13 protein-coding genes and 1 tRNA gene are annotated in these 18,427 nt (G+C 57.7%); 4 read left to right on the forward strand and 10 right to left on the reverse strand.

Annotation, left to right across the window (positions count from 1 at the left end):
- Positions 1–1,875: 1,875 nt before the first annotated feature.
- Positions 1,876–1,951, reverse strand: a tRNA-Ile gene (locus tag P6U23_RS26155).
- Positions 1,952–4,019: 2,068 nt separating this feature from the next.
- On the opposite strand from P6U23_RS26155, the gene P6U23_RS26160 reads away from it, so the two are divergent.
- Entirely contained in the window at positions 4,020–4,322 is a 303-nt protein-coding gene (locus P6U23_RS26160) for a hypothetical protein (protein WP_407175389.1), read from the forward strand.
- Between the two features lie 775 nt (positions 4,323–5,097).
- Here the strand turns inward: P6U23_RS26160 and P6U23_RS26165 are convergent.
- Both P6U23_RS26165 and P6U23_RS26170 read right to left on the reverse strand, forming a co-directional pair.
- Entirely contained in the window at positions 5,098–5,421 is a 324-nt protein-coding gene (locus tag P6U23_RS26165; RefSeq protein ID WP_407175390.1) for a hypothetical protein, read from the reverse strand.
- A gap of 220 nt (positions 5,422–5,641) precedes the next feature.
- Positions 5,642–6,040: a hypothetical protein gene (locus P6U23_RS26170; protein ID WP_407175391.1), complete on the reverse strand. Its 399-nt coding sequence runs from the start codon at positions 6,038–6,040 to the stop codon at positions 5,642–5,644.
- Positions 6,041–6,641: 601 nt separating this feature from the next.
- Between P6U23_RS26170 and P6U23_RS26175 the strand changes: the two genes are divergently transcribed.
- Complete coding sequence (locus P6U23_RS26175; RefSeq protein ID WP_407175392.1) at positions 6,642–7,130, forward strand: hypothetical protein; 489 nt, start codon at positions 6,642–6,644, stop codon at positions 7,128–7,130.
- A gap of 349 nt (positions 7,131–7,479) precedes the next feature.
- Here P6U23_RS26175 and P6U23_RS26180 read toward each other — a convergent pair whose 3' ends face one another.
- The 7 genes from P6U23_RS26180 to P6U23_RS26210 form a co-directional block, all read right to left on the reverse strand.
- Entirely contained in the window at positions 7,480–8,160 is a 681-nt protein-coding gene (locus P6U23_RS26180; protein ID WP_407175393.1) for an HAD family hydrolase, read from the reverse strand.
- Positions 8,161–8,169: 9 nt separating this feature from the next.
- The gene (locus P6U23_RS26185) at positions 8,170–9,759 is read right to left on the reverse strand and encodes a hypothetical protein (RefSeq protein WP_407175394.1); all 1,590 of its coding nucleotides are present in this window, start codon (positions 9,757–9,759) and stop codon (positions 8,170–8,172) included.
- Positions 9,760–10,299: 540 nt separating this feature from the next.
- Positions 10,300–10,776 (reverse strand): Lrp/AsnC family transcriptional regulator, encoded by a 477-nt coding sequence (locus P6U23_RS26190; RefSeq protein ID WP_407181578.1) that lies wholly within the window; start codon positions 10,774–10,776, stop codon positions 10,300–10,302.
- Between the two features lie 386 nt (positions 10,777–11,162).
- The gene (locus P6U23_RS26195; protein WP_407175395.1) at positions 11,163–12,983 is read right to left on the reverse strand and encodes an FAD-dependent oxidoreductase; all 1,821 of its coding nucleotides are present in this window, start codon (positions 12,981–12,983) and stop codon (positions 11,163–11,165) included.
- Positions 12,980–13,801, reverse strand: coding sequence for a phosphoenolpyruvate hydrolase family protein (locus P6U23_RS26200; RefSeq protein ID WP_407175396.1), 822 nt, complete (start codon positions 13,799–13,801; stop codon positions 12,980–12,982). The genes P6U23_RS26195 and P6U23_RS26200 overlap by 4 nt, the downstream gene beginning before the upstream one ends.
- Positions 13,788–15,041, reverse strand: a complete 1,254-nt coding sequence (locus P6U23_RS26205) for a Tm-1-like ATP-binding domain-containing protein (protein ID WP_407175397.1) — start codon at positions 15,039–15,041, stop codon at positions 13,788–13,790. Before P6U23_RS26205 ends, P6U23_RS26200 begins: the two co-directional genes overlap by 14 nt.
- 565 nt (positions 15,042–15,606) lie before the next feature.
- Positions 15,607–16,305: a hypothetical protein gene (locus tag P6U23_RS26210; RefSeq protein ID WP_407175398.1), complete on the reverse strand. Its 699-nt coding sequence runs from the start codon at positions 16,303–16,305 to the stop codon at positions 15,607–15,609.
- A 268-nt stretch (positions 16,306–16,573) separates the two neighbouring features.
- On the opposite strand from P6U23_RS26210, the gene P6U23_RS26215 reads away from it, so the two are divergent.
- Together P6U23_RS26215 and P6U23_RS26220 are read left to right on the forward strand one after the other, a co-directional pair.
- A complete protein-coding gene (locus P6U23_RS26215) occupies positions 16,574–16,807 on the forward strand; it encodes a hypothetical protein (protein ID WP_407175399.1) in 234 nt (77 codons plus the stop codon).
- Between the two features lie 399 nt (positions 16,808–17,206).
- A complete protein-coding gene (locus P6U23_RS26220; protein ID WP_407175400.1) occupies positions 17,207–18,358 on the forward strand; it encodes a hypothetical protein in 1,152 nt (383 codons plus the stop codon).
- Positions 18,359–18,427 lie beyond the last annotated feature (69 nt).

Raw genomic sequence — 18,427 nt, forward strand, 5'->3', positions numbered from 1 at the left:
TTTTCCGCGATTGCTTTCGCGCCATACTCGTTGGCATTTCCGGTGAAAGGAGCAATCGTGAGGCGTCCTCGGACAGTGAGACAAAAGGCGAAAAACTGGTATCCCCCCTCATGTGCTCCGCCGCCGCGCGAGCCAGATCAAGTTGTTGCCCTCCCCAAATATTCCAGGGGGCGGCGGCGTAACGCAAAGACGCCATCGAACGCAAATGGTCCATCGCGCTCTGACGGCCCAACACACGTGGCTTGCAATGCGTGGCGTGGTTTTGAAAACGCTGCAGCTCCGCATACGACGATGCCACCACGTCATCGAAAACGCGGCTGGGATCGACACTGCCGGCTGACGTCCCGGTCGCTGCTTGCCACCGTGCTGATTGTTGCGCAGCCAGTTCGATTTCCCCTCTGAGCGCCCCAACGTTCGCACAGGTCAGCGTTGCGGCAAGCTGACCGCGCGTTCTGACAAAGGATGCGGCTGCGCACCGTTCGTTCCCCTGGATAGCCAGCGCTCTCCTATTGCCTTCGGTCACAGTCGGGGGTGATCCAGCCCCGGGTAAAGCTGATGTTCGGTGAATTGGCTGAGTCTCTCTAAGCCGCTGCTCAAAGCCTGCTTGCCCAGCGTCTTCGTGTTGCGGCTCGACGTAGTACGTGCGAGCGGCAGATGGGTTGACGTTCTTAAAATGGTCCACTCCAATCTCCTTTGACAGCCTTGTCGATACCAATCGGACGAAGTCGATCCGATTGAGCGGATCACAAAAATCGGAGACCCCGACGCGCGCACTGTCTATTGGTCGTAATGGCGGCAAGGTCGGAGCTTAGCTGCTCAGATCTGACTTGCTCTGCGGCGGCGATTGAGCAGATGACATGCTCGCGAGCTACCATCAGTGTCCACGCCCTCTTTGAGCAAATTCTCATCAACCGGGCTATCCCGCCCGTAGCGTACCGATCGGTCTTCGTCGGTATAGTCGAAAGTCACTTCCATTCCTGCTCGCCTAGAGGCGCGATCCCGTCTCGGGGCGATGAGTTTTGCCGCCGTCTCATATGTGCGAATCGCCGTTCATAACGGGTCGTGCCTGTTGTACCTGGCCGCCAGGTGATGAAAATTGCTGACGTCGAGCGATAACAGTTTCTTCTCACAGTTGGATGTTGGCAGACAGATCGTGAGCTACCTGCCATTTCTATTCAGACTGAATGGAGTTTTTTTGCCTGGCACTGCTCCAGAGCTTGAACAAACAACTCGAGCTTCTCGTTAATGCGTGGTGAGGCGTTACGGCGCGATGGAATTCGACCGCGGGCCTCTCGAGATGATTCTGGCGGGTGCCGCCATTCATTGTTGGATCGAGGCGGAGTTGATGGGGCGGACTTATTGCGCAGCAAACTTGCTTTTTTTTTGGAGGGGCCATGGTCCTGGCAGGTCTCCTCCCCGTGCGCTCAGTCGTGAAATGCAGCCGCCCATACGTAATGCTCCTGTGACAGGTACTACCCGACCGGGCGCGCCACGAATTCGTCCTCTGAGGCTGCTTTTACAATCGTGATCGCGCAATCGAGCAGGGCGTCTCTGCGGTCTGCCCGCGCGGCTTTCTCCCCGCGTCCAGTTGCGATCCGCTCAAGCTGGGCAAAGTTCATTTGCTCCGGCTCATGGCTTAGTACGTTCGGGCAACGTCTGGACCATCCAACGGATTGTATCTTCAGGTTGGTCCACCCCTGTTCGTCAGTTTGCGGTCACTTCGCAGGTCTGATTACTCGGATCCCTACGTTTCCACTCTAGGTGTGTTAGCTGTCGAGAAGCTGACGGGCATCAGCGAGACTCACGATGAGGATCCCTCACCCAGATTCAGGCATAGCTCAAATGCGGCATTCCGAACGCGGTTACTGATTTCCTTGGTGGGCCCGGCAGGACTCGAACCTGCAACCAGACCGTTATGAGCGGCCGGCTCTGACCATTGAGCTACAGGCCCGCGGCCCGTGTCCGCGCGGTGGTGCCGCTCGACTTACAGCTTGGCCGGCTCCCATGCAATGGTGGACTGGACGCATTGTTGATCAGCACTTCGCCTTTGCGCGCCGATTATCAGCCTTTCTGAAGAGCATGGTCGCCGGGCTGGATCGCGGATGTGGCGGAGCGACTCGAGCAGCCTCCATCCTCTCGCGCCGGACCGCTCGGGATTGTAGATCGTAGGCGCACGCCACCATTCGTCGTGGGCACCGGGCTCGGAGCGGAGTTTTACACACATTCCGCCGACAAATTGACCTGGCCTGCAAAACACTTGGCGCTCCCCAGTTTCGAAAACGCAAATAACTGGTCCCGGCCGAGTATGCGTTGCGTTCGCAATGGGCCACTTGCTCGGAGCTAGGCTGCCCCGAAATACAAAAACGAAATCCCGGAACTCGCGGTCAGCGGTCCGGGATTACGCCGGCATCCTGGATCTGGAGTTGGGTCAGATGCCGACGCGCATCGTAGGAGAGATGCGAACGCCACGCAAGCAGCGCGGCGCAACATCAACAGGTACTGGTGACCACATCTATTGGTTCGTCGAGCTTTAGCGGGCCGCACGCGTGCCGCCCTACGAGGCAGGTACCTGATCAACGCTCGTCTGTGCTGGGCTCGGAGGTCGGCTCCGAGCTCCGCGGCGCCGCTGCCGCAGAAGCGGGCTGCTCCTGCTTGGGCGGACGCACCACTCTCTTTGCCGGTTTTGCGCCAGCCCGCAGCAACGAAGGAGCTGTGCGTAGAGCAGGAAGCGAAGCAGTCGCCGCGGAATTCTGCAGCGATTCGATTCTTGAAGTCAGGATGGCGATCTGATCTACCATTCGCTTGAAGTTGGACTGCCCTGCTTCGATCGTGCGGCTGAGTTCGGCGAGCTCGCTGCCAATTTTCTGCTGTTCGGATTGGAGGTCCGAAAGGGCCGCCCTATCCTCCGCGGATAGACCTGACGTGGGAGCCGTTTCGCTGGCGGCCGATATGTCGAACTCTTTGCCGGGATAAACCCAGAAACAGGCAGCTGCACCGCAAAGGCCAGCGACAAGGACCAACGCTCCAACCAGCAAAGGACCACGCGTTGACGATCTTCGCAGCGCCGCGGGGAACTCAGAAACGGTCGCTTGGTCGATTGTATTCATAGTTCCTCGCTTTCAGCTCCGGTCCGGCCCTGAACAGTCGCTTCTCGTTGAGGCGAAAACAAGCGGTCGTCAAGACTTGGCTTGAGTGAAGACCACGAACAGTTTCCACGCCAGGAAAGTTGTCCCCATCGTTTCCATTCCCACGCAACCGCGGCGCCCACATTCCCGCAAGCTTCGAGTGTCTCGCCGCTTGGCATCCCAAATGCATCGCTGTGAATACGCCACGGCCCGTGTCTGCATGCGTACAACTGAGAGCCCAGATTAGTACGTTTCGTACGGAAATGACGCATCAAGAACACACTTCCTATTTGAAGCGCGTTACATCCTTGTCGCGCAGCAAACATAGTGCTGAGCCGACAGCCTGGAGCGGCTACATATCTCAGAGCATCGCGAGCAAACCGGCACGTCTCTTATTAGAACGATTTGCACACATGATTCACGATCCCGAAACGCCCCCGATGCGATGATGTTGCTCAACTGTTTATGGACGCGCATCGGCGTCGCTCAGCCGATCTCGGCAAATGGCTAAGACTCTATCTGGAGCAACGTCGCCGGGCCAAGGCACAAAAATAGTCTCCGTCGGGTGAGAGCCTTTGTTAGCCGCCCTCCATTCGATCTGAGGCCAACCGGCACAAGCCGTGAATTTACTGTTCAGAAGATGGCAGATGTGATGATCACTCTTAGAAGAGCAATTTCCAGCGACACAAAGCCATATACCGATTTCGAGTCCCTCGAGCTCGTGGCTGCCTTCTGCGGCAGCGGGCTCGCGATCTCGCTGCTCGCCGCAGCTTGTGGACTCGACTTGAGTGGTGGGCTGTTTTGAAGATGGCTTGGCGAGACCATGACGGACAGAGCGGTGCAGATTCCGATGCGACATCTCGGCACCGGACCGCTGAAACGGCCGAAACAAAAATGCGCGTACCTGCCGGTGTCAGTGAGCGTGACAGCCACTGTTTTGAGCAATATCCTCAACCTAACCAGACGACAATGACGACCAGCGACGATTTGGCGCTCTTGCGCACTCATGCCAACCGTGTCCACCGTTACCGTCGTTTGCTCAAAACACCGCTGACCGAAATGGACCGCAAATATGTCGAGGCCAGGCTCTCTGAAGAGCATCGTGCTTTCGAGGCCCTGAAAGCTGCAATTTTTCCGATGACATTTACGTTCCGGGACGCATCTTCCAGAAAGCCTCGAACTCCCCCAACTGCCTGATTCCCGTCCTCACGTTCAGAACAGCCATGGCGACAATCTCGTTTGGCTCAGCAGTCGCCTCACTGATCGGGCACGGCGGTGCACGCGAAGAGTGAATCAGGATGATGGTCGACAGCAGGTTGATATTCTCGTGCTGCCCGTCCATCCAACGACGGAGCATCTCCAAGGACCGCCGACAGGAAACGCTGCGCATGAACCCAATGGTGATTCGTTCCAAGAAGCGCCCGGCCCGCAAACAGAAAAGGCAGCGCGCCGACCTTCTCAAAATTTGGCTTAAAGTATTAGATCGCCTCGACGATCCAGCCGCACCGCGAGCTGGTGATGATCAACGCAAGCAAAGTGCAAACGGGAGGAGCGGGGCCCCGCGATAGAGAGGCCACATCCAAAGAGCTCGAGCCGATACAGGCTCCTTGCTGCCCTCATCCTTTCGATGAGGATTTGCGAGAAAGCCTTTTTCGCTCCATGTGCCCGCGCGCTGAACATCCATGGCATCCGACGAAACTCTTTCTCGGCCAGGGCTGCTGCAGAGGTGCTGCGCCCATCTTGTTCTTCGACGCGCCTGCGATCGCCAGGCGGACAACCGACAGGCTGTTGATGTCCCCGCGATCTCCCTGCAGACATGCCACCCAATCCTGGGCGTCGCCTGAGTGTGCTTGCCGTGTCACTGATAGTCTGCTTGGCAAGCAAACTCACTGACGATGAAGATGCTGCATGCCGAACCTTCACACGACGCGGCGTATGCGACGCCATCAACGGTCCAGTGCAAGGCGGAATTTTAGGTGCGCAATCCTGTGGCTGCAACGACCCGCTCGAGACCTCTCACCAGATGCTTCAGTTGCGTCGCCAACCTTTGTAGCGCTTCCCGTTCTGCTTGCTCCCAGCTGTCGGAGGCTAGTAGCTCGTCGGCGTGCGCGCGCAGTTCTTGCAGCTTTTCACAAATTTGGTTCATGGAATCCTCCGTGGCGGCCAGCAGTTTTTTTGCGATTTGGCAGCCATGGCAGGGCGTGGCCTTCGTTTTCAGGGCGACGCTCGTCCTTGGCAGTTTCGAGCCTGTCCGCGATGGCCCAGCGACGCCTTCCGCCGGCACCAGCTTCTGCATGGACGTGCTGTCGGGTCATATGTGGAGAAAAAGGCCACGCTGCCCTCGGCGACGTGCGCAGGAGCAGAGGACCCCATGTCCATTCCTCCTGTCCGATCGGGTGAAACGCGGCTTCCACGTAGTGCCAGCCCAACGCGACCATCGTAGCGATCTCGTCTTCTGATCTCGAGGCTCTGGCATGTTGCACTTCACATCGCGTCTGGCGATCGCCAGACACTCGCTAACGAATTTTTCCCTTCGGCAGCCTCTGAGGATCGAAATCGGCCGGATTGTATCTCCGTTCGACCCGCTCTGCCTCTGTCCTCACGGGCATCAAGGTGACCTGGAATAGCATGCCCGGCACTTGTTCGACCTCGCCTGAACACGTCGCGAATGTGCCCATCGCGGTCCCAGCCAGCTTTATCTCGACCTCATCGATGCCGAAGACGCTCGACTGTCCCGCCGCGTGCCTTGATGTCTTGAGCACGGCCGTAAATTTGGTGCCCTCGACTTGGTACGATCCGCTATAGCTGATCACTGTGTCGCCGCCGAAGACTTTGCCATCTTTAAGCAAAACCCTCCCCGTGCCCTGACCGAGTTCGGTTCTGAACCACGCGACATAGTGTCCGTCGGTCAGCATCGGGAACTCGCGTCACGCCCTTCGCTTTGCTTTTTTCCGTATAGCGGGATCAGTGCAGTCTTAGCTGTGATCCCCAGTTCCGTGAGGCGGTAAGAGAGTTCGCGGCCGGCGCCGCTGCTTTCGATCCAACCTTTATTCAGCAAGTTCTCGATCGTTCGGGTCACTGCCGGGAGCGCGCTAGCCTTCACCCAGCCACGGCCCCGAAGCTGCTGCATCAACTGTCGCTCATAATGCGTTGGGAGCTTCGACATTAGCCCACGATTGAAGGATTGAAGTCGAGTTTGGGAGCTACCCCATAAAAGCGCCGCTACTAAAGGCCTTAGCATGACATTTGATGGTTAATGAAAGTTGAAGTCGCGCGAGTCCGCGTGATCAGCCGTAACCTCGGCGACCTCCCGCCGACAGCCGGCGTGCTTCCAAACGACGCGACGCGCATGCAGCCTGGGCCGCGCCGAATCGCTCAAGCCCGAACGAAAGACACGGCGATACGGGCATACGCCGACCAGGATCCCGCGGCTTATAGTAAACCCACCCTTAACCCACGAGCATTAGGCTTGGCACTGTCCGGGTGGTGACCGCCCGCTCAGAAGGGAGCAAAGCAATGCCTATCGAGATGCTCACTTACGCGGAGCTTGGAGACAGATTGAAAATTTCGTCAGAGGCGGCAAGAGCTTTGGCGAAGCGACATCGATTGCCGCGATCCCGCTCGAACGATGGCAAGACGCTTGTACAGGTCGATCTTACCGAAATCAACCACACTCCTGTGGCACGCGCAGCCCAGAGCCCGGCCGGTGACCAGGTGGTCACCGCCTTAAAGGAACATATTGCGACTTTGCAGACGGACCTTTTGGAAATGAAGGCACTCGCCGGTAGTCACCGGGCGGACTTCGAGAAGGAGTGCGACCGCACTAACAAGCTCTTGGCCGAGCTGCTCAAGGCGAACGTTGAAACGCTGACAGCCAGAGAGAAAGCCGCCCAGCTCGAGGGGACACTGGTGATTTTGAGGCAGCCCTGGTGGCGAAGGTTGGCTGAAGTGTTTTATCGTATCCCGCCAGACGCCGCTCGGCCGAACTTAGCCGCTGCCGAATAGGGCGCTCCGATGCAGTGATCAGACCTGCCGCCGACGTTAAGGCGACGGCGGGCCTTCGGCGGCCTTCTCGCCTCTCGGGCGTTTCAATGTGAGACCCCGAGGTAGTCCCTCGCGCGTCGTCGCGGCTTCCAAGACGATTGCGGATCGCCAGGCAACATCAAAGCCCTTTCCCAGAGGCGCTCATGGTCGCGGTAAGGTCAAGCCTGTGCACGTCCTCGATAATATAGATGCCAGCGGGCATGTCGCTTCGCTAATGAAAAACTTCGACGTCCAGGACAGTTTGCCCTCTCGAGGGATCTTTTCGTTCTTCGAGGCTTCCGATTAATCTTTCGCTTGCCGTCAGCATCATCTACGCGGTAAGCAAAAATCCGTGTTTTTGAAGTATTGGCAACACTTCATGGTGGTTGCGAACAGTGTAATCCGGCCCAGCCGCCTCCAAACGCTGATCGGACACGAAGCCGCCGGTAATGGAAATGCTTATAAGTCCAAGGTCGCGCGCGATTTTCGTTTCGACTGGCATGTCGCCGATGATGAAGGTGGACTCCGGCCTTAAATTGTGTTGCTGCATGTACAGACGCAGCCGCTCTCCCTTGCTTGTGGACTTGTACTGAGTGGAGCGACTTTCAAAGGCAAGAACTTCGTCGAAGTACTCATCTATGCCAAGCCTCCATAGTTGAGCACGAACGGGGGCAACGATATGGTTGCTCACGATGATGGAAGCTACCGATTCTTGACGAGCGAGCTCCAGTATTCTACGCGCGCCCTCGCGCAGATCTGCTTTGTTTGCAAGCGCTTCATAGGCGTCATGAAAGATCGCACCCTCATCGCCGTCCACGAGCGCGACTTCAGCTTCCGACATTCCGAGGCTTCGGTAAAAAACAGACAGCGGAACGTCGCAATGATCTCGCAACGTATCGATATCGATCCTGGCGCGTCCGAACTGATCCAGGATGGCGTTCGTCGTTTGCAGTAGCACGTAGGCATCGTCGAGCAACGTGCCATTCCAATCAAAGACGAGAGCGGGCTTCATGAAGTGACCTCAAGCAAGACATAATTCCGAACGGCGAACACGGCTCATCAAGTCAGACAAATTCCTGTCCGCGCGTTGTTGTCCCGCTGGCGTCGGCATCTCGAATGTAAATGGTGACAAGTCGACGCCCTCGCTCCCCCGTGGCAGCAAGTTCACGAGAGCTGAAAACGGCAGGTGAGTTACAGATGATGCGTTGATCGCCGCCGCAATGTTCTTCTCGATTGTACCGAGAGTTTGCGGCTTCATGTTGTGAAACCGAAGGCATTGCTTGCGTTGTTGGGGTGGCAGTCGTTTCCATATCTGCCAGAACGCCAGCTCTTCTATCGTATCGATCTGCATACCGTAGTAGTTCGGAGCCACTATGGGCGGGGACCCGATTGCCCAATGCACAGCTTTCGCTCCGCCGGCAAGCAGCATGTCCGTGACAGCCCGGCTGGTATCACCGCGAATGAGAGCTTCGTCGGCAACCACTATTGTTCTTCCTGTGACATTGTCTGCGACCACTCGATATTTCCGAGCGATGAGAGATTTTCGCTCACTGACAGCACCCAGAAGAGTTCGGTGAGAAGACTGCGTAGCAATAATCTCCAGCCGCTCCGCCAAGATGCCGCCCTTGACCAGAGAGGCAAATAGGCCGTCGGCATATGGGCCGCCGGTACGCGGCATCGAACACACGATAATGGGACCGGAGCCGAATTGCGATGAGAGCCGACGCGCAATGACCTGACCGAGGGCGGCTCCAATATTATAACGCGTTTCGAGATGAGAACGGCCGTGGACCGATGTCTCTGGACTGCCTAGGTAGAGCGCTTCGTAAGCGCACAGCTTGCCGCCTTCCCGATCGTCGCTCAAACAATGATTAACGCACCGGCCGACTTTGCCATCAACGTATTTGATGTGACCAGGCAAGATTTGGTCTATCTTTCCCTTCAGCCCTCCAAATGCGCAGTTTTCGGATGCGAAAAGCAGGAAGCCATCATCGGTCCGCATGAATTCGAGAGGTCGCAATCCAGATCGGTTGCGAAAACCAACCAAGTTTCCTTCCCCGTCGAGCAAAAGCGCACTGATGGCTCCGTCAATGCGACTATCGATTTCTCGAAACACATCGCCGTAATCAACAGGCCGACTGTGCCGCCAGTACCTCATTTCGCATGCGTGTTCGATCAGCCTGAGCAAGAGCTCGGCATCCGTATCGCCTGACAAACCGTCGCCATGCGAAAGCAATTCTTCCCTGAGCTCGCCCGAATTGACCAAAGCTCCATCTACAGAGATTGAGAGAAAGCTCGAGGCGGCCCTATGATTCTGAATGGGCTGATTTTTGCGCTTCTCGCTCTCTCTATGCCACCGACCGTGGACATGCGCGATAGCGACATGAGGCCTAAACCCCAGGTCCGGTTCATCGTAGTCAATGGTCGACAATTGGGACGGTGACCGAGCTGATCTTGCATATCGAACACCTTTATTGTGCATGAAGCCGGCCACACCAAAACCCGCCTGTCCGCGCAGTGCGAGTTTTGGAAGCATGTGCTTGAGCCGATCCAGAACCGTTTCCTGTGAATTGCTAGAAGGCAACAAAAACGCGCCAGCGACACCCGCCATCCTATTTCGCCTTCATCACCAAACAACTTCCCGATGCCTCACGTCGCGGACGAATGTCCGTCGATTGTGGAGCGATTGGCGATTAAGCAAGGCTCGTACCAGCGCTTAAACTGGCCGGACTAGATTGCATCAGGCCGACAGATCTCGAGGCACACGGCATTCAATCGAGCTGAAATGGTCCGGGCTGTCGGAATCGCGACACGCTGTTAGAAGCCCGACCGAGTTCAGATCAACATCGAATGCAAATGATCATCATTCGGTGCGGCTGCCCTTGACTCTTGGAAGGAAGCAAAGGGCGTGAGGGTCAGGAGCGGCGCGGCGCTTCGAATGTGTCCCCCATCAAACGGCGCGTTGCCGCGCTCGCCGCAACCGAGTTCACCGGCTGCCGTCACCCGGCATGAGAGAGCCGCAGCGCCAGGTCAACTGTTACGCCCACGTGCCGCTTCGAGCAGGCCTACGCAACGCTCGGCGAGACCGAGCGCTCGGAGGATGGCCTTCAAAGCGTTTGAAGACGCGAGCGTAGTCCGTCGTCAGGCAGGGTCACCAGCATAGGATGGAAGCTAGCGGCACAGTGAATCCCGCCTTGAACCGATCCAAAACGACCATTGTTTCAATGCGCTTTATGTCTGATCCTTCATCCGCGAGGCGGCGGGTAAACTGCTCGTACTCCTCTATGTTATTTACTGTAACTAGCAAGACGACATCGGCCTTGCCGGTAACACAGAATCCACTCATCACCTCGGGCATCTTGCGAATTTCGCGCTTTAGACGATCAACGGTGTCGGCTCGAGTGCGCTCAAACGAAATGAGAACCAAGGCCGTCACGTTCCGCCCGACGGCTTTTGGAGAAATGATTGAAACGTCCGCCTCGATAACGCCTCGTGATCGAAGGCGCTTCAGTCGACGCAACACTCCAGATGCAGACAAGCCGACCCGCGCGCCGAGTTGTTCACTGGTAAGACGATTGTTGCGTTGAACGAGATCAAGAAGACGCGCATCGATTTGGTCGAGCTCCATGGCAGCACTGCGGTCCACAGGCCGCGATCCCGCCGTGGAGACAAACGAGCGGCCAAGAGGACCTGTCATTTCCAGCCTCCACACAGCGCGCGCTCTTGTGCGTTGAACGAGCCAGGACGCCTCCCCCTCATATACCTGAGATCCCCTTCTGAGAGCTTTACTCCCCTGCGATTGCAGATCACCCAGCCCAACTCGCGCAACCATCTCCACGGACTACCGACATTCAGGGGGACCTGGGCGTCGCCACGACAGTGTCATTGTGTGGCGGCGAAACTTCCTGATGCGACAAGGCATAGAATCATTTTCAGCCCCCGGGCTCTGTCAATCCGACCCTCGCCCCACAACCGAACACATGTCGCATGCCACCGAAAGCGCAGGTTCGAGGGTCAAGCTCCGGAAGCGAGGGCTTTTTGCGCATCATGAGCGGCCAACAGGATGCCGTTGACGACGCGATACGCGAACACGATTCCTGGACCGATGGTGATGCCTGCTCCGGGATAAATTCCGCGCATCGGCGAAGTCATGTCGTTGCCGCAAGCATAGAGACCCGCGATTGGTTTGCGTTCGGCGTCCAAGACCCTTCCGTATGTATCGGTTGCCAATCCGATCGCCGTGCCGAGCGTGGCCGGAACGATCGGCAACGCGATGAACGGTCCGTTCTTGATTGGTCCAAGATTAGGATTTTTCCTGCCAACGGCCGGATCGCCGAGCGTACGATTGAAGGCGGATTCACCGCGCTGGAAAAGTGGATCGCGTCCTTCGGCAGCGTGCGCGTTGTGTTCCTCAACGGTCTTTTGGAGCGCATCTGGATCTATTCCGAGTTCTTTGGCGAGCTCCGCAATTGTTCGGCCGCGCTTGATGTAGCCGAGGCGCGCATATCTTCCGACGCTCATGGTCCATGGCCAAGGCAGCAAATGTCCCATGCCCCGGAGACGGACAAAGTCCTGATCGCAAATGAAGTAGAAACGCTTGTCTGCCGGATACCCGTTTGCGAACATCGCCAGACAAATGTCATGATAGGAATTCGACTCGTTGACGAAACGGCCACCGTTCGGCCCGACCGCGATGACGCCGGGACGGCCGCGATCAAGCCATCCGTACGGGACGATTTGCGAGCTGCTGGCTGTGTTGAGGATCGAGACGGGCGTCCAGAAGCCCGCGGAGGCAACATCTTTATCGACCTCACCTCCAAGCTTCGTTGCAAGCGCAATGCCGTCGCCAGTGACGTCGGGATGAGCTAGTGTCTCGTTATGCTGGTGAGGGCCGCTAAGCTCGGTCCTTAAGCTTGCATTGTGGGCAAAGCCGCCTGTTGCGAGGATGACCCCACGCAAAGCGCGGACGCGGATTTCAGATTTTGACTGTTTGAGGATCGCTCCGGTAACGCGCCCGCCTTCCTTGATGAGATCTATGACTGGACATGCCGGCCATATTTCTGCACCGTAGTTTCGCAAGCTTTTGAGCAAGCGCGCGATCAAGGCGCTGCCTCCGCTTAACTCGGTCCCACGCCTATAACCCAAGCGATCCCGCGCATATCGGCTCAGACGACGCAGCACATGCTTCAGGGACGCGAATGATTGAAATGGATTCAAGAAGCTTCGGACCTCGCCTGACGAGATCATCATCCCGCCGAGCACAACGCGAATGGGGTCGCCGATCAGATCGAAATCGGAGCCGAGCAGCCGCCCATCGTAAGCTGCCGGGCTGAGCGCCCTGCCCTTATCGAGGCCGCCGACTTGGCTCGAGTGATAATCCGGCGTCGGGGCCAGCGTGAACTTGACTTCGGTCCCATTCTCCAGTGCGGCAAGCGCAGCTGGACCGTCCACAAGATAGGCCTCGATGAAGTCTTCCCGATAATAATCGCCGAGCTCATGCTTAAGATACGTTGTGGCCTTGGCGAGCGAATCATCGATGTTAGCGGACCGCGCCTGACGTGAACAAGGAACCCAGATCATGCCGTTTGACAGCGCCGTCGTCCCCCCAAGACGCGCCGACTTTTCGCAGACGGTGACACGCAGTCCGTTCTTTGCCGCGTAAAGTGCCGCCGACAGGCCGGCTGCGCCGCTACCAATCACGAGCACGTCCGTTTCGAAGGTCTGATCCGACCCGCGCCTCCGTGGCAAAGCCACTGTTGTTTGTTTGCTTGAGCGTATCGGCTTGCCCATTCCGGCCCCGCTTCGATGATTTGCACTTGAAATCAGTGATTTCACGGAAGCGGGACAGCTTTGAACTCCTCAGCCACCGCCTTCACTGCCCGTTCGATTGGGATTCTTTCGATGGACGAGGCGCCGACGAACCCGACGCATTGCGTCAATCGGTAGACTTCGAGCGTATCCTGCGGTTCAGCGATTGCCCCGCCATGACAAAGCAGGATGACATCGGAGCGGACGCTTCTCGCCGCGGCGTTGATGTCATTGATACGCCTGATCGCCTCTTGAATGGACTGCCCCTCCTCGTTCCCCGCGAGCCCGCCGCGGGTTGCGCCGACATGCGGGACGATGCAGTCGGCACCTACTCTCGCCATGGCTTTCGCGTCTTCTGGGCTTGCGACGTAGGCGAGCGAGAAGATGTTCTTCTTGCGGGCTGTCGCGACCATCTCGAGCTCGCGTTCGAAGCCGAGCCCGACGCGGCCGCGCCGGTCACGCCATTTTTCACCCATGGTCGAGATGGTTGGATAATTGATCACGCCGGAGAAGCCCGCATCCCAGAACTTGTCGAGAAGCGCATCAAGATCGAGCCGAAGCGGATCCCACGCTTCGACCCCGCCGATCACGGGCACAGAAGAGACGACATTGCGGATTTCTGCTGCAAGCTCGAGCGTGCGCGCGTTGGAGTCGCCGATCCGGCTCGTCGGAAGACCCATGAGGCGAGACAGCCCGGTGCTATAGATCACCAGCATATCGGCCCCTCCGAGGACGGCACACTTCGCGACCAGACCGCAGCTGCTCCCGGCCGCAAGAACCGCTTTGCGAGCTGCCACCAGGCCTGCGATTCTAGAAAGGATTTCGGCTCGCTCAAACATCCGCATCGAATGAGCCTCCTTGCCTCAATTGGTTGAGGATCCACGTCACGGCGGCCTCGGCGAATTCCGGATCGTTGATGTGGCAGTTCAGTTCACGTACCTCGATGTCCGGGCGGACGTTGTGCTTGACCGCATCGAGCCAAGCCTTGTCGGCATCAGCGTCACGGAATATCCCGCCCTCGCGGTCATAGTCCGAAACGCCTTTCGCCGGCCAAAAGACGATTGCAGGCCCCTCAGCTTGCGACAGCCGCTCGGCCGTGAGGCGGCCGATGCTCGCGTTCTCCGAAGCCGTTGTGCGCATGAGTGTCGTGTAGGGTGTATGGGAGTAGAGCTGCCGGCCACGAAATTGATCAGGCACGCTCGATGGCGGACCAAAATTAACCATATCGACCGCACCGGGCCCGACGACTTGCGGGACCAAATGCCCGGCCGCTGCCTTGAGCCGATCCGAACCGGCGCTCGCGGTACCCCCAACGATTTCGTCAGCCAGCTCGGTTGTGGTCAGATCAATCACGGCGTCGAATTCGCCGGCCGCAATAAGCTGCTCCATCTTCCGGCCGCCAGCTCCGTTGGCAGGAAAGACGATTGCATCTGCGCCGGCATCTGCAAGGCGCGCCGCGCAGTGATTCGCTGCAGGCGTCGTCACACCGAAGGCCGTGATCGCAACGGTCTTCCTTTTACGCGCATGTTGGGCCGGCGCATGCTGCATGGCCGCAATGGCACGCCCTGCATTCTCCAGCACGCGCGCCGTAAAGACGTTGATCCCAAAGAGATCGACGAGGGTCGGATAGAGCATGATATCGTTATGGACGGCCAATTCGGCGAGTAGCGCTGGCCTGGCGCTGCTCACGAGAAGCTTGGGGAAGCCATAAGGCAAATCGGATACGACGTCGGCGAAAACTGCGCTCCCCTTGCCGCCACCTATCCCGACGATCGCATTGATCGCACCTGATTGCAGGAGGCCGCCAACCTTTTTGCGCGTGCTTGCACCTATCTCTTTCAAGAGCTCGGCAGGCGAGGCAACGCGACCACCGTTGCCGCCGGTCGGTTTATCCCCGACAACCAAGCTTGATGTACCTGTGTTGATCAGGACGGTCTTGCGGCCGCACGCTTCGATGATACCCGCAAGGTAAGACGCTTCGCTGCCCTTAGTATCTAGCGTCGCGACGATGGCGACCGCGCCCGCAAGCTCGGACGGCTTACCATCCCGGACTGACCTCTGGTCGTCCGTGCAATGGTGACACACGATCTTCCTCCCGGACTACTCTAAATACCAGGCGGTCTTAGACCGGGCTGAAACCGGGTATAAGATTCCGGAACGGTGCGTTTGGGTAAAATTGGGTAGATCTGGTGAAAGGGTTTCCTAGCTGCTCCCACAGGCGTTTTTCGCAGCCTTTCAGAGGCTTCCATGCTCATCACCTCGACGTTATCTAACGTTCGGTGGAACGACCTCCCGTTCGCGATTTCTGCTTTAGGATGCTCCCTCGCCTCCGCTCAGCGACGTCAGTTCGCGCGCTGGCAGATTCCGCTAAGTTGAAACCAGCACAATACAACTTCCGCTTCACCCACCCGCGGGGGATGGCGCTGGTGCACGATGTCCTCGAGTCCGTGAGCGAGGTCATCGCCTGCGTCCGAGCGGGGCCCAGAAAAGCGCTATTCAGATACAGGGCCATGAAACGAGGCGGGGCCGGTCTCGGACTTCAGGGGACCGAATACGCAGTCCGTGCCCTGCAATGATTATCGCTCAGAACAGTCGATCCACACTACCGGACTGCTCAAAAAGCGGATCATGCTTGCCCTGATCAGATGACCTAATACTTTTCAAATCCGACCATTTTCATCTTCCAGCCGTTGACGCCTCCCTTATCGTTGCGGTGAATAAACATTCTCCGGATCGAGGTTTCAAGGCTTCTGCGCTCGATTCCAGATAGGAACGGAATGTCAAACTGGCGCGTCTGCGCGAACTTTTCAACCACGGCCTCGGTAGGATTGCAGGACGGTAGTCTTGCTGCAATCGCGTGCGTGGTATGGACATCCTCGATAAAGTAGAAACCACCAGGCTCGATGATGGGAAAGAGCTTTGCTAGAGCAAGCTGCTGGTGATAAGCGGCGTGCGAAGCATCCTCGATGATGATCCTGACGGGCGGGAGCGAGCTCGCAAGACGTTCCAGGGCTCTGGCATCGCCCATGTCAACACGCTCGAATCGGAAACGGTCCAACTTAAAGGCGCTAAAATCGGAGATGTCACAGCCGACGACCTCGGCTTTGGGAAAGAACTCCAGCCACATCTTAATAGATGGAATGTCGTATACCTTGCGAGTAAGCAGTAGGTCGGGATCGAGAGACCCGTGCCCATGCTGGAGCCCAATCTCGACCATTGTGAAAGGCTCGTGGCGGAATTCCTCGAACAGAAAAGAGTAGAAGCTGGTATAGCCATGGGCGTGGCCAACCTCATCACCCTTGTCGGTTCCGAGGGCATTTGCTCGTTTCGTCAAATTCGGGACGCTCATTCCAAGAGGACCTATTATTGCAAGACGCTGGCACAGCTTCAGACCGCGTTTCAAATTGCGTACCAAGCGGCAATTGCCGATTTCTCTTCACTATTCCGATTTAACAGCTGTCGCCGGTTCGACAGAGTGTCGTAACTCCGACAGTCAGCGTCAAAAGACGCTCCAATCCACTTCCTCGCGCATACCATTCTGAAGGCTGAAGGGCGCGAGCCACCCAAATCACATCCCTCTGGCCAGCAGAATCAACGCCAGCCGACGTGACGGTTCTTTGGCAGAGAAGTCCTTCGATGAAGTCGTCTCGGGCCGCTGCCCGTTGTCGGAGTCAGGCGGACTGGAAATTTTGACCGTGGCGGCTATCGACGAACATAGCGGCGGTATATTCGATGAGTTGCAGGCGCTCAGCATGGTCACGGCGAACGCGTTCACCGGGGCTGACGAAACTACACGCTACTCCGACAAACCCGGCCCAGCCAGCATTGTCGGGGCCGAGCCCGGTAACTGAGCACGAAGAGCGCTACAGGCGCCGCGCGCGCCTGTCCGGCACGGGAGCTAGATGCGAGGATGCCCTGGACGAAGGTGCAGCCAGCGAACAGATTGCTCCCGCATAACCAGCCTCACCGAACTCCACAGCAATTGGCATCAGCACCAGTGAGGGCGGCACTCGCTCGTGATACTGTCCGGCTCGGCCTGGCTTGCGCTCGAATTGAGGTCGCTCGACGGGACCGTCTGACCTCAAAAGCGCTTTAGTTGTTTCGATACCCAACAATATAGCGCTCCCGCCCGGCGAGCGAACATTGCACTATTTCAATTTATTATTGATATATCTCATTTTTTGTGGAAATCTGTCCAGGAGCGCCAACTCGGAGCGAGCAGCGTCTCGGATTTCACGCGGAGCATTGGCATGAGTATTGACTGGGAAGAACCGATCGCACGCATGTTGGGGCGCATGGAAGATACGGCTCGGCAAGTAGGTCGCGCCTATCCACATTGGGCAAATCCGGAGACTGGCCGTTGGACGACGACTTCAAACGGGGATTGGACCGGCGGATATTGGCTAGGGATGCTTTGGCTCGCCTCTCGCGGTAATGGCGGCGAACGCTTCAGGACTCTTGCAGAGCAGGGTTGCGCCCGTCTTGAGGCGCGGGTGAGCGCCGACACCGCGTTCAAGGCGGCGACCTTCTATTACGGGGCTGCGCTGGGATGGCTGCTCGCCGGCAGTGAGCGCGCCCGGATACTGGGCCTTGCAGCGGCGCGAGACCTCAAGCAGCGCTATAATCCGAAGCTTGGTCTGGTGCCCCTCGGCGCGAATGCCGAGGAGGGTTCGGACGTGGGAGCGACCGCAAGCAGCGTCGACAGCCTGGTCGTCTCGCTGCTGTTATTTTGGGCAGCTCGAACCGCCAACGATACAGAGATGCGTGAGGTCGCTGCCAATCATATCGACAATGTGCTGGCAGTCCATCAGCGCGAGGACGGCTCCTTCATCCAGTCGTCCTCGCTTGATCCTGCAACTGGCGAACCTATACGGCGCTACACACACAAAGGCTACAGCGCGAACAGCGTCTGGGCGAGAGCACAAGCTTGGGGGGTCGTTTGCTCGACAATCAGTTACTTCTCCGGCGGCCGTGAAGAGCGATGGCTTCAAGCCGCCATGAAGGGCGCCGACTGGTGGATCGCCCATGTGCCAGTCGATTGCGTGTCATACTGGGATTTTGATGATCCGAAAGCGCCCAGCGTCGAGCGGGACACTGCGGCCACGGCCTTCATGGCATCGGCGTTCCTAAAGTTGAGCTCGATTGCGCCGTGTGGGGGCAAGCGGCAACAATACCGCGACGCGGGCGAGCGTACCGCTTTGGCGCTTGTGGAACGCTATCTCACCCCAACCGACAAGAACGATAAACGTCGGCCTGGTATGCTGGTCGAAGGATGTTTCAATAAGCGCGAAGATTCCCGAGCTGAGGACTATGTCAGCAATGCGGAACTAATCTTTGGTAGCTATTACCTGTTCGAGGCGCTTCATTTGCTAAGTGGCAGATTGCTGCCCGCCGAGATTTAGGGCGTTTACCTATAAACCTATAAACCGGCTCGCCTGATGCGATGAAGCTTACGTCCGCTATGCTCCCAA

Source organism: Bradyrhizobium sp. STM 3562 (assembly GCF_045571435.1).
In the GTDB taxonomy this organism is placed as follows: Bacteria; Pseudomonadota; Alphaproteobacteria; order Rhizobiales; family Xanthobacteraceae; genus Bradyrhizobium.